This is a genomic window from Planobispora rosea (genome assembly GCF_014648175.1).
GTDB classification, from domain to species: domain Bacteria; phylum Actinomycetota; class Actinomycetes; order Streptosporangiales; family Streptosporangiaceae; genus Planobispora; species Planobispora rosea.
In genome coordinates this window covers 1-12,666 of the sequence record NZ_BMQP01000080.1, presented here as the reverse complement: position 1 = coordinate 12,666, position 12,666 = coordinate 1, and the positions used below count along the sequence as shown (strand labels likewise).

Annotated in this window: 9 protein-coding genes; 4 read left to right on the top strand and 5 right to left on the bottom strand. The window is 70.9% G+C overall.

The features are described 5' to 3' along the window. Positions 1-168 precede the first annotated feature (168 nt). The gene (locus tag IEZ08_RS37885; RefSeq protein ID WP_189244112.1) at positions 169-1,242 is read left to right on the top strand and encodes a DUF2332 domain-containing protein; all 1,074 of its coding nucleotides are present in this window, start codon (positions 169-171) and stop codon (positions 1,240-1,242) included. A gap of 32 nt (positions 1,243-1,274) precedes the next feature. Here the strand turns inward: IEZ08_RS37885 and betA are convergent, their stop codons facing one another. From betA to IEZ08_RS37860, 5 genes are all read right to left on the bottom strand, one after another. After that, positions 1,275-2,903 carry a choline dehydrogenase gene (gene betA / locus IEZ08_RS37880; protein ID WP_203863306.1) on the bottom strand — a complete coding sequence of 543 codons (1,629 nt, stop codon included), beginning with the start codon at positions 2,901-2,903 and terminating at the stop codon, positions 1,275-1,277. Beyond that, complete coding sequence (locus IEZ08_RS37875) at positions 2,900-3,871, bottom strand: ABC transporter substrate-binding protein (protein ID WP_189244111.1); 972 nt, start codon at positions 3,869-3,871, stop codon at positions 2,900-2,902. The genes betA and IEZ08_RS37875 overlap by 4 nt, the downstream gene beginning before the upstream one ends. A gap of 124 nt (positions 3,872-3,995) precedes the next feature. After that, positions 3,996-4,988, bottom strand: coding sequence for an ABC transporter substrate-binding protein (locus tag IEZ08_RS37870; protein WP_189244110.1), 993 nt, complete (start codon positions 4,986-4,988; stop codon positions 3,996-3,998). Continuing rightward, positions 4,985-6,973 (bottom strand): ABC transporter permease, encoded by a 1,989-nt coding sequence (locus IEZ08_RS37865; RefSeq protein WP_189244109.1) that lies wholly within the window; start codon positions 6,971-6,973, stop codon positions 4,985-4,987. The genes IEZ08_RS37870 and IEZ08_RS37865 overlap by 4 nt, the downstream gene beginning before the upstream one ends. After that, positions 6,970-8,064, bottom strand: a complete 1,095-nt coding sequence (locus IEZ08_RS37860; RefSeq protein ID WP_189244108.1) for a quaternary amine ABC transporter ATP-binding protein — start codon at positions 8,062-8,064, stop codon at positions 6,970-6,972. Before IEZ08_RS37860 ends, IEZ08_RS37865 begins: the two co-directional genes overlap by 4 nt. Positions 8,065-8,459: 395 nt before the next feature. On the opposite strand from IEZ08_RS37860, the gene IEZ08_RS37855 reads away from it, so the two are divergent. From IEZ08_RS37855 to IEZ08_RS37845, 3 genes are all read left to right on the top strand, one after another. Beyond that, entirely contained in the window at positions 8,460-11,363 is a 2,904-nt protein-coding gene (locus IEZ08_RS37855) for a sensor histidine kinase (protein WP_203863307.1), read from the top strand. 3 nt (positions 11,364-11,366) lie between these two features. Then, a complete protein-coding gene (locus tag IEZ08_RS37850; RefSeq protein WP_068921751.1) occupies positions 11,367-11,771 on the top strand; it encodes a DUF742 domain-containing protein in 405 nt (134 codons plus the stop codon). Between the two features lie 382 nt (positions 11,772-12,153). Next, entirely contained in the window at positions 12,154-12,573 is a 420-nt protein-coding gene (locus IEZ08_RS37845) for a roadblock/LC7 domain-containing protein (protein WP_068921752.1), read from the top strand. The last annotated feature ends 93 nt before the right edge of the window (positions 12,574-12,666 follow it).

Sequence of the window (12,666 nt, the reverse complement as noted above, 5' to 3'; positions counted from 1 at the left end):
CGTTGGTCGAGCACGTGCTGCGGGTGCGCGCGGCCTACGGCATGTCGGTCTGACGCCGTCCGGTACGGCTCCCCGCGGGGCCGTACCGGAACCGGACGTGACGAGACTCACCGCCGCGCCTCCTGTCGTCCGCGGCACCGGACATGGATGATCTCCCTTGGAGGTCACATGTCCCGCGAACGTGCCGCTGCCATGATCGAACGCCAGGGGAAGGACTGCGCGGACCTCGGTTCGCCGCTCTACGGAGCCCTGCTCGGCAGGGTGGCGGAGGACGTCCGGGCGGGAGGCCCCTGCGCGGACGCCGTCGCCGGATACGAGGACGCACCCCGGGACGACGTCGTGGCGCTGCGGCTGCTCGGCGGGGTCCACGCCCTCGTGCTCTCCGGCCGCGCCCCCGGCCTGGCCGCGTACTACCCCAGCGCGGGCGGGAGCTTCGATCCGAACCGGCCCGGCGCCTGCTGGCCGGCCTTCCGGGAGGCGGTCGCCGCCGAGCTGGACTGGGTCCGCGACTGGATGACCCGCCCGCCGCAGACCAACGAGGTCGGCCGGGCCAACCTCCTGATCGCCGGACTGCTGGCGATCGCCCGCACCGTCCGCCTGCCCGTCCGGCTGTTCGAACTGGGCGCCAGCGCCGGGCTCAACCTGCGCGCCGACCGCTTCCGCTGCATCGACGGGGACTTCTCCTGGGGGCCGGCGGACTCGTCGGTCGTCCTGGAGGAGACCTGGGGCGGTGCGCCGCCCGGGTGGCTGGTGGAGTCCGCCCGCGAGCATCCGGACATCGAGATCGTCGAACGGCGCGGCTGCGACCTGACCCCCCTCGACCCGGCCTCGCCCGGCGGGGCGCTGGCCCTGCGCGCCTACCTCTGGCCCGACCAGAGCGACCGGGCCGCCCGGCTGGAGGGCGCCCTGCGGCTGGCCTCCCGGGTGCCCGCGACGGTCGAGGCGATCGGCGCCGCGGACTTCCTGGCCGGCGTCCGCCCGGTGCCGGGGACCCTCACCGTGGTCTGGCACTCGATCATGCGCCAGTACGTCCCGGCCGCCGAGTGGGCGCGCGTCGAGCACGAGCTGGACCGGCTGGCCGCGGAGGGCACGCAGGACGCGGGCTTCGCCCACCTGTCCTTCGAGCCGTGCCCGGCCGGCGGTCCCCGCTTCCAGCTGGCCGTACGGCTCGGCGCCTCGCAGGAGAGGGTCCTGGCCGGGGCGCACCCGCACGGCCTGCCGGCCCGCCCCGTCACCGCCTGACCGGTCCGGGGCGGTGTCTCACGGGCGGTGTCTCACGGACGGTGGCGGTAGAACTCCACGTGCTCGGGCGGCAGGGGGGTGTTGCCGAGGATGAGATCGGCGGACTTCTCGGCGAGCATCATCACCGGGGCGTAGATGTTGCCGTTGGTGACGTACGGCATCGCCGAGGCGTCCACCACGCGCAGGCCCTCGACCCCGTGGACCCGCATCGTCGCCGGGTCCACCACCGACATCTCGTCCACGCCCATCCGGCAGGTGCACGACGGGTGCAGGGCGGTCTCGCCGTCGCGGGCGACCCAGTCGAGGATCTGCTCGTCGGTCTCCACCGCCGGGCCGGGGGAGATCTCGCCGCCGCTGAACTCGGCGAAGGCGGGCTGGGAGAGGATCTCCCTGGCCTTGCGGACCGCCTCGACCCACTCACGGCGGTCCTGGTCGGTGGACAGGTAGTTGAACCGCAGGGCGGGCTTGACCCGGGGGTCGGTGCTCCTGATCCGGACGCTGCCGCGCGCGTCGGAGTACATGGGGCCGACGTGGACCTGGTAGCCGTGCCCGGAGGCGGGGGCCGAGCCGTCGTAGCGGATGGCGATCGGCAGGAAGTGGAACATCAGGTTCGGGTAGGCGACGTCCTCGTTCGAGCGGATGAACCCGCCGGCCTCGAAGTGGTTGCTCGCGCCCGGCCCCGAGCGCCGGAACAGCCAGTCCGCGCCGATGAACGGCCGCCGCCACATGGCCAGCGCGGGCGCCATGGAGACGGGCTTGACGCAGGCGTGCTGGATGTAGACCTCCAGGTGGTCCTGGAGGTTCTCGCCCACCCCGGGAAGGTGGTGGACGACGTCGACGCCCAGCGGCTTGAGCAGGTCGGCGTCGCCGACCCCCGACAGCTGCAGGAGCTGCGGGGAGTTGATCGCCCCGCCGCAGAGGACGACCTCGCCCGCGCGGACCCGCTTGCCGTCGAACTCGACCCCGACGGCCCGCTTCCCCTGAAATATGATCTTCGAGACGTGGACGCCGGTCCGCACGATGAGGTTGCGGCGGTGCCGTACCGGGTGCAGGTAGGCGCGGGCGGCGCTCAGCCGGCGGCCCCGGTGCAGGTTGCGGTCGAAGGGCGCGAAGCCCTCCTGGCGGAAGCCGTTGACGTCGTCGGTGAGCTGGTGCCCGGCCTGCTGCACCGCCGCGAAGAACGCCTCGAACAGCGGGCCCTTCGCCGGGCCCCGCTCCAGCTTCAGCGGCCCGTCGTGACCGCGGAACGGCGTCCCGGGGTCGTCCAGGCAGTTCTCCATGCGCTTGAAATACGGCAGGCAGTGGGCGTAGTCCCACCGCTCCATGCCGGGATCGGCGGCCCAGCGCTCGTAGTCCAGCGGGTTGCCCCGCTGGAAGATCATGCCGTTGATGCTGCTCGATCCGCCGAGCACCTTGCCGCGGGCGTGGTAGACGCGGCGGCCGTTCATGTGGGGCTCGGGTTCGGACTCGTACTTCCAGTCGTAGAACCGGCTGCCGATGGGGAACATCAGCGCGGCCGGCATGTGGATGAACACGTCCCACAGGTAGTCGGGCCGCCCCGCCTCCAGCACCAGGACGCGGACCGACGGGTCGGCGCTCAGCCGGTTGGCCAGGGCGGAGCCGGCGGAGCCGCCGCCGACGATGACGTAGTCGTAACTCAACTGGGGATCCAGTCCTTCCAGACGATCTCGTTGGCCTCGATCCACTTCTTGGCGGCGTCCTCGGCGGTCAGGCCGTTGACGGCCATGTCGCCGGCGACGGCGTTCTGGTGGTCGTTGGTCCAGGTGAAGTTGCGGACCAGCTCGTAGGCCTTGCCGCCGGTGTCGGCGAACTTCCTGCTCACGATCTTGTCGAGCAGGTAGGGCGGGTAGTCGCAGGCGACCTTCTTGGCGTCGGCGTCGCAGCCGATCGCGTACGGAGGCAGGTTGACCTTGACGAGTTTGATCTGGGTGAACAGCCACTGCGGCTCGTAGAAGTACATCAGCAGCGGCTCGCGCCGCTCCGTCGCGCGCCGGGCGGCCTTGATCAGCGCGTCCTCGCTGCCCGAGTAGACGACCTTGTACTTGAGCCCGAGGTTGCGGATGATCGCCTCGTCGTTGGTGACGTAGGTGGGGTCGCCCGCCAGGAACTGCCCGAGCTCGCCGCTCTTGGCCGTCCGGAACAGCGAGGCGTACTTGTTGAGGTTCCGCCAGTCGGTGATGCCGGGGTACTTGTCGGCCATCCACTGCGGCACGTACCAGCCGATGACGCCCTTGTTGCCGTTCCGGCCCGCGGAGATGGCGACCTTCTTCTCGTCGATGTAGGTCTTCTTCTCCGCCTCACGCCCCCAGTTCTCCACGATGACGTCGACGTCACCGCTCTCGAACCCCTCCCAGGAGTCGGCCTCGCCGAGCTCGGTCGTCTCCACCGCGTAGCCGAGCTCCCGCTCCAGCAGCTCGCCCAGGACCGCGGCGCTGGCCTCGTAACCGACCCACGGGTTGATCGCGATCCGCACCGTGCCGCTGGTCTTCTCCGGGGGCTCCTCGGAGGCGGTGCAGGAGGTGAGCAGGAGCAGGGTCGCGAGCGCCCCGGTGAGTGTCCCGGTGAGTTTCCCCGCGAACGCCCCGGTGAGTGTCGTGTTACGCCTCATCTATGTACCTTCCCGATGAGCCGTGGCCTTCCGTCCCGGGACTGCCGGCCTCGGGACCGCGGAAGCCGCCCGGCCCGCGAAGGCCCGGCGGGCGGCCGGAGCCGCGCGCCGGGCCGGGGTCACGTTACTGGGGGATCCAGGCGGACCAGACCGCCTGGTTGGCCTCGACCCACTTCTTGGCGGCCTCCTCGGCGGACAGGCCGTTGTTGGTGATGTCGTTGGCCACGGCGTTCTGGTGCTCGTTGGTCCATTTGAAGTTCTTGACGAGCTCGTAGGCCTTGCCGCCGGTCTCGGCGAACTTCTTGCTCACGATCTTGTCGAGGTCCAGCTCGGCGTAGTCGCAGGCGACCTTCTTGGGGTCGGCGTCGCAGCCCTCGGTGTACGGGGGCAGGTTGACGCGGGTCAGCTCGACCTTGTTGAACAGCCAGTGCGGGTCCCAGAAGTAGAACAGCAGCGGCTTCTTCTGCTGCTGCGCCTGGGTGGCGGACTCGATCAGCGCCGCCTCGCTGCCGCCCACGACCACCTTGTAGTTCAGCTTCAGGTTCTTGATGATCGCCTCCTCGTTGCTCACGTAGGAGGGGTCACCGAACAGCAGCTGGCCCTTGTCACCGGACTCGGAGGTCTTGAACAGGTGGGCGTACTTGTTCAGGTTCTTGTAGTCGGTGATGCCGGGGTACTCGTCTGCCATCCACTTGGGGATGTACCAGCCGATGACACCCTTGTTGCCGGTGGAACCGGCCTCGACGGCGACCTTCTTCTCCTCGATGAAGGTCTTCTTCAGGTCCTCGTGGCCCCAGTTCTCCACGATGACGTCGACGTCGCCGTTCTCGAAGCCCTCCCAGGAGACCTGCTCGGCGAGTTCCTTCTTCTCGACCGTGTAGCCGAGCTTCTCCTCGAGCAGGTGGCTGATCACGGCGGCGCTGGCCTCGTACCCGGCCCACGGGTTGATGGCGATCTTCACGGTGCCGGCCCCGGAGGGCGCGGCGGACCCGGTGGCGCCCCCGGAGGGCTGCGCCGTACTACCGGAGCCGGTGTCCACCGTCGCCCCGCCGCAGCCGGCGGCCAGCCCCAGCGCGAGCACGCCGGCGAGCAGGCGGATCCGGTGTGCGATCCTCATGCGGTCCTCATCTTTCGCTTGTTCCTGCGATCGGTCGTCGGAGTAGGTGTGCGGGAGGAGGCGCGCGTGTCGGCGCCCTGCGTGATCCGGTCGAGCATGATCCCGAGCAGTACGGTGGCCACCCCGGCGGCGAAGCCCATGCCGAAGTCGGTGCGCTGCGAGAACCCGGAGACGACGTCGTAGCCCAGGCCGCCCGCGCCGACCAGCCCGCCGACCACGACCATGGCGAGCGTCATGACGATGCCCTGGTTGGCGGCGAGGAGGATGGCCCGGCGGGCCAGCGGAAGCCGTACCTTCCACAGCAGCTGCCGCTCGGTGGACCCGCAGGAGAGCGCGGCCTCGACCACAGCCGGGGAGACGTTCCTGATCCCGTCCTCGACCAGGCGGACGACCGGCGGCACCGCGTAGATCACCGAGGCGAAGACCGCGGTGAACCGGGTCGCACCGAACAGTGCCAGCGCGGGCAGCAGGTAGACGAACGCGGGCATGGTCTGCGCGGCGTCCAGCAGGGGGCGCTGCAGCGCGGCGAAGCGGGGGGAGCGGGCCGCCGCCACTCCCAGCAGCAGTCCGATGAGCAGGGTGACCGCCACCGCGACCAGCACGGTGGTGAGCGTCTCCATGGTGTGCTGCCACAGGCCCAGCAGGGCCGTGGCGAGCAGGCAGCCCACGGCGACGACGGCGGGCCGGGGCCCGCCCGTCCGCCACGCGAGGGCGAGTGCGGCCGCGGCCACCAGCCACCAGGGGGCACCGGTCAGCACCGACTGCAACGGGTTGAGCAGCGCCTCCGTGGTCAGGTTCCGGACCGCGTCGGTGACGCCGTACCAGGAGAACTTGGCCCAGGTGACGGCCTCGTTCACCGGCCCGGCGAAGCGGACCACCCACTCCGCGGGGAACTCCGCGGGCAGCAGGCGGCCCAGCGCGACGCCGCCCAGGGCGAGCGCGGCGGCGACGGCCCGATGGACGACCCACCGGGTGCGGCCGCCGGTCCGGTGCGGCGTGCGCGCCGCGGCGGACATGGTGATCCGGTCGAGCACGATGGCCATGACCACGATCGCGATGCCCGCCGGGAGCATCAGGCCCACGTTGGCCCGGGTGAGTCCCCGGATGATGTCCGAGCCCAGGCCGGGGGCGGCGATCAGCGCCGCGATCACCACCATGGACAGGGCCATCATGATGGTCTGGTTGACGGCCAGGCCGATGGTGGCGCGTGCCATCGGCAGCTGGACCTTGCGCAGGGTCTGCCAGCGGGTCGCGCCCAGCGAGCCGGAGGCCTCGACGGCGGCCGGGGAGACCTGCTCGACGGCCAGCGCGGTGATGCGGATCGCCGGCGGGATCGAGTAGATCATGGTGGCGATCGCCGCGGAGGCGGGGCCGATCTGGAAGAACAGCACCATCGGCGCCAGGTAGGCGAACGTCGGCATGATCTGCATGACGTCGAGCACCGGGGTGAGCAGGCGGCGCAGCCGGGGGGACAGGCCCGCCCAGACCCCCAGCGGCAGACCGACGGCCAGGGAGAGCAGGACCGCCGTGAGCACGAGCGCGAGTGTGGCGACGCTCGCCTCCCAGAGGCCGAGGATCCCGAACGAGCCGAACCCGGCCGCGGCGAGCAGCGCGATGCGCCAGCCGCCGGTCAGCCAGCCCAGCCCGGCCGCGATCCCGGTCAGGCCCGTCCAGCCGGGCCCCTGGAGGACCAGGTGGAGCAGGTCGTGCAGGCCGCCGACGAACAGCCGCACGTAGTTGACGAAGAACAGGAAGATCGGGCTCTGGTTGCGGTTGGCGTCGACCCAGGCCCGTACGTCGTTGATCCACTGGAACGGGGCGGCGTCGTCGTCGTGGGGAAGGGTGGCGGTGCCCCGGAAGACGAGGTAGGCGGCGGCGAGCGCGGCCGCACCGGCGAGCGGGAGCGCCCAGCGCGGTAACCGCGCCGGGCGGGACGCGAGGGGGGCCGCCTGCGCGGGCGGGGCCGGAGACGCCTGGGAGGTCACGACCCGGCCCCGCCCGGGGACGGACGCTGACCCGGTACGGCGGCCGCCACCGGCCGGTCGGCCAGGGCGGCGAGGATGTCCAGGCGGTCGACCACGCCGATCATCTCGCCGTCGCCGATCACTCGGATCGGTCGGGAGGACTCCATCGCGGCGGGGACAGCGTCGCGGATGATCGTCTCGGCCGGGAGGGCGGGACCGTCGAGGGGCTCGCCCGCGCCGGGCGGGCGGCAGATCCAGCGCAGCGAGAGGACCCCGCTGCGGGGGACGTCCCTGACGAAGTCGGCCACGTAGTCGTCGGCGGGGGCGCCGACCAGCTCTTCGGCGGTGCCGAGCTGGACGATCTCGCCCGCCCGCATGATCGCGATGCGCTCGCCCAGCTTGAGCGCCTCGGACAGGTCGTGGGTGATGAAGACCATGGTCTTGCCCATCTCGCGGTGGAGACGCATGACCTCGGCCTGCATGTCGCGGCGGATCAGCGGGTCCAGAGCGCTGAACGGCTCGTCGAAGAGCAGGACCTCCGGGTCCGCGGCCAGGGCCCGGGCCAGGCCGACCCGCTGCTGCATGCCGCCGGAGAGCTGGCCGGGCTCGGCCTCGGCGTAGCCGTCCAGCCCGACGAGGGAGATGATCTCCTGGGCGCGCTCGTGCCGCCTGGCCCGGGGGACGCCCTGGATCTCCAGGCCGTAGGCGACGTTGTCGACGACCCTGCGGTGCGGGAGCAGGCCGAAGTGCTGGAAGACCATGCTGACCCGGTGACGCCGCAGGTCCCGCAACCGGGCGGGGGAGGCCGCGCGCACGTCCTCACCGCCGATCGAGATCTCCCCGGCGGTCGGTTCGATCAGCCGGGTCAGGCAGCGGACCAGCGTGGACTTGCCGCTGCCCGACAGACCCATCACGACGAACACCTCGCCGGGCCGTACCGAGAAGGAGACGTCCCTGACGGCGGCGACGCAGCCGGTCTTCTCCCGGAGCGCGACGGGGTCGAGGCCGGCGTCGGGGCCGCCGAGGACGCGCTCGGCCCGGGGTCCGAAGATCTTCCACAGGCCACGGACCTCGATCGCGGCGCCGTCGGATGAAGTCACCGTCTCCTCCATGGTTCGGCGCTCGGGTTTCTGTGAAGCGTAGGCGCGTGGGGAACGATATGACGCGAATATCCGAAATTACAAAGTGGTGACCCCCTAGAGACCGATGTGGTCCTGATGCGTTACCCAAACGGATCTTGGATCGGTCCAAACGGTCATAGGTCACAGGGGAAACGTGGGGGCACATAGGTCGCATTACAGACGGTGATCATGGTGGGCTGGAAATATTAATCTTTGTCCTATTTGTCGTATAAATAATAATTCGTACGCTTTTGGCCGTTGGTCTTCATTGCCAGGAGTGTGGTCGAATTACCGTGAACAGTGATTCTTCCGATGCACTGTGATGAACTTGAGCGGCAAGTCGCACCGAGAGGCAGCATTCGGTGATCAGAGGTGGAACCCCGGGCATGGCCGATCGGCTCCGGCTGCGTAACTGGCGGGTGCGCTCACGGCTGGTGGCGCTCGTCATCGTGCCGACCGTCGCCGCGGCGCTTCTGGGCGGGGTGCAGGTGGTCGCCTCGGTGAGTGCCGCGGCCGACTACCAGCGGGTCAACGACCTGGCGAGGCTCTCCGACGAGGTCGGTGCGCTCGTGCACGAGCTGGCCGGGGAACGTGACCTGACCGCCTGGTTCATCGCCCGGGGCCGCCCGTCGCAGGCGGCCGACGAGGTACGCGAGCAGATGGACGCCGTGGACGCCGCCTCCCGGCGCGTCCGCGACAACGGGGCCCTGCTCGGGCGCGAGGTGAGCGGCCGTACCGGCGAGGAGATCGGGGCCGCGCTGACCCGGCTGGGCGACCTGGCCTCCCTGCGGCGGCAGGCGCTGGAGGAACGGCTCCTGCCCGACGCCGCGCTCGACGCCTACACCCTCGTGATCGGCGACCTGGTCTCCCTCCACGACGAGCTGGGCAAGGGCACCGACGACGACCTGCTGTTCGGCCAGGCCCTCACCCTGAATGCCCTGGCCCGTGCCAAGGAGAGCCTCTCCCTGCAGCGGGGCCTGCTCTCGGTGGTGCTGGTCGCCGGGCGGTTCGAGCAGGAGCAGATGGAGAGGTTCCTCGGCGCCATCTCCACCGAGCAGGAGGAGCGCAGGGCGTTCGCCGCGGAGGCCGGTCCCGAGGACCGGCGTTTCTTCGACGAGAACGTCAACGGGCACCAGGCCGACCGGGCCGAGTTCCTGCGGGAACTGGTCCTGCTGCGGGCCTCCTCCGGCGCCCCGCTCCGGGGCCTGGACCTGGCGAAGAAAGACGACGCCCGGCAGTGGTTCGAGGCGGTGTCGGTGACGATCGACCGGATGCGCACCGTCGAACAGCGGCACGCCCGGCAGATCGTCACCCACAGCGAGGAGCTCCGCGCCGCCGAGCAGTCACGGGCCCTGCTGGTGGCCGGTGCGGTGGGTGCGCTGCTGCTGATCGTGCTGCTGATCACCACCGGGGTGGCGCGCTCGCTGGTCCGGCCGCTGCGCACGCTGCGCACGGAGGCGCTGGAGGTGGCCGGCACGAGACTGCCGGCATACGTCCAGCGGGTGCGCGAGTCGCGCGACGGGGAGATCCCCGTCGAGGTGCCGCCGATCGGGGTCACCTCCCGCGACGAGATCGGCGAGGTCGCGCGGGCCTTCGACGAGGTCCACCGGGAGGCCGTACGGCTGGCCGGTGACGAGGCGAAACTGCGCACCACGGTCAACGCGATGTTCGTCAACCTCTCCCGCCGCAGCCAGACCCTGGTGGAACGCCAGCTCACCCTGGTGGAACGGCTGGAGCGCGGTGAACGCGACGACGAACGCCTGGCCGACCTGTTCAAGCTCGACCACCTGGCCACCCGCATGCGCCGCAACAGCGAGAACCTGCTCGTCCTCGCCGGTCAGGAGGTGGCGCGGCGCTGGCGGAAACCCGTCGAGATCATGGACGTCGTCCGGGCGGCGCTCTCCGAGGTGGAGGACTACGACCGGGTGGTGACCAGGGTGCAGTCCGAGGCGGCCGTGGTCGGCACCGCGGTGAGCGACGTGGTCCACCTCCTCGCCGAACTGGTCGAGAACGCGATCACCTTCTCCCCGAGCGAGACCAAGGTCGTCATATCCGGCAGCCGGATCGACGGCGGCGGCATGATGATCCTGGTGTCGGACCAGGGGATCGGCATGACCGCCCAGGACCTCGCCGAGGCCAACGCGCGTCTGGCCGCCCCCCAGGTCGCCGACGCCTCGGTGGCCCGCCGCATGGGCCTGTTCGTGGTCAGCCGCCTGGCGCTCAGGCACGGCATCCGCGTCCAGCTCCGGCCCCAGGGCGCCGCCGGCGCCGGCCTGACCGCCATGGTCCTGCTCCCCGACGCCCTTCTGGCCCCGCTGCCGGGAGCGGTGCCGTCCATGCAGGCGCCCTCCCTGCCCTCCCCGCCGCCGATGGCCTCGGTCCCCCCGATGCCCTCCGTCCCGTCCTTCCAGGGCGAGGGGCACACGGGTCCCGGCTTCTCCTCCCTCCCGCCCCCGAGGAGTCCCGCCTCCCTCTCCATGGACCTGTCGTCCTTCGACAAGCCCCTGGTCGGGCCGTTGTCGGCACCGGTGTCCGCCGCACCGCCACCCACCGGGCCCGTCCCCACCGGCCTCTCCGGCGACGACCGTTTCCCGGAGCAGCCCGACCCGTTCGACCGGTTCATGCTGGAGAGCCGGGACACGTCCACCCCCTCCGGCCGGTTCATGACGGAGAGCCGGGACACGTCCGCGCTCTCCGACCGGTTCATGACGGAGTCCAGTGAGTTGTGGGCGCCGTCCGGCCGCTTCCCCGCGGACGACAGGGCCGAGACCGGGCCGCTCCCCACGATGCGGACCTCGGCGCTGGACAGCCAGGACGAGTACCTGCCGATCTTCGCCGAGGTCGAGTCGGGCTGGTTCCGCTCGCTCGACCGGGCGTCCATGACCTCCGCGAACACCGCCGCGCCGTCCGCTGAGGCCGCGGAGACCGAGACCGCCGCCCCGGCGGAGTCACCGGCCCCGGCGGGGTCGTCGATTCCGACGGAGCCACCGGTCCCGGCCGCGGACTCCTGGTCGTCCCCCGGGGACAACGGCTGGAAGACGGCCCGGGCGGCCGCCGATCCCAGTGTGGGAGGCGTGACCTCGTCGGGGCTGCCCAAGCGGACCCCCAAGGCCAACCTGGTCCCCGGCTCGGTGTCCGCCGCGGACCGTCCCGGCCCCCGGCCGCAGGCCCAGGAAGGGCGGGCGGCACCCCGAGCCCCGATCTCGGCCGAGAGAATGCGCACCCGGATGTCGAGCTTCCAGCAGGGAGTGCGCCGGGCGCGCAACGAACTCCCGAAGCAGGAGAGCTGAGCCATGTCGGATCCCTACTGGAACGCCCCCTCGGGCAGCGGCGGCTACGGCCCGCCGTACGAGGAGGAGCAGGAAGAGAGCTCGCTGGTGCGGATGTACGCCGTCACCGGCGGGCGGACCGCCCCGCGGACCAAACTGGCCATGGAGGCGCTGGTCTCCTCGGCGACCTCGGGCACCCTGGGTATGGCCTTCACCCGGGAGTACCGGGCGATCAGCGAGCTGTGCCGCCAGGTGCGCTCGGTGGCCGAGATCTCCGGCCTCCTCGGCATCCCCCTCGGCGTCGCCCGGGTCCTGGTCTCCGACATGGAGGCCGAGGGCCTGGTCAGGATCTACCACCCCCAGGTGAAGGAGAACGGGCCCGACCTCCATCTCCTCGAACGCGTCCTGGGCGGGCTGCGCCGCCTGTGACACGCGGGCAGGCCGGTCTGAACCGTTCTTCAGGAAACCGGTGCACGGGCCTCCGAGGGGGGTCGCACGCTGGTACGGATGGCCGGAAAGGGCCCGACAGGGATTTTGAATTCATCTTCAATAAGGCTTCGGAGGGCGACGGAGCGGCGAGTTGCCGGCCGCCGGAGAACCTCGGGAGGCGAATTTCGGTGCCACCCGTTCCCGGCGGAGATTCGGCCCCGCCGTCCTCGCATCGGTCCGTGATGAGTTATGGCGATGGGTGCCGGGTTTATGGGCTATATTGCCGGTCGATAATGGATAACCGCTTTTACCCCATTGGTCACGTCAGTAGCATTATGATCTGGTAGATCGCGTTTCCAGATGGCGTCAAGGAGGATGGCCGGTGCGTGAGCTGAGTCAGGCCGCTCGCGGGGTCGACTGGCTGGTCACGGATTTCGTGAACAGCGTCCCCGGCGTCGCGCACTCGGTGGTGGTGTCGGCCGACGGTCTTCCGCTGGCGTTCTCCGCGGGGTTCCCCCGGGACCGGGCGGACCAGCTGGCCGCGATCGCGGCGGGTCTGCTCAGCCTGACGCAGGGCGCCTCCCGGGTGTTCGAGGGCGGCGCGGTGGTGCAGACCGTGGTGGAGATGGAGCGGGGGCTGCTGCTCATCATGTCGATCAGTGATGGTTCCTGTCTGGCGGTGCTGGCCGCCCCCGACTGTGAGATGGGCGTGGTGGCCTACCAGATGACCCTGTTCGTGGAACGGGCGGGCCAGGTGCTGACCCCGGCCGTCCGCGCCGAGCTCCAGGCCTCCCGGCGGTAGGGTCCGGTGGACTTCACGGGTTCCGGCCGCGGTGGCGGCCTGACGTCGACGAAGATCGTCGTCGCGGGCGGGTTCGGCGTCGGCAAGACCACA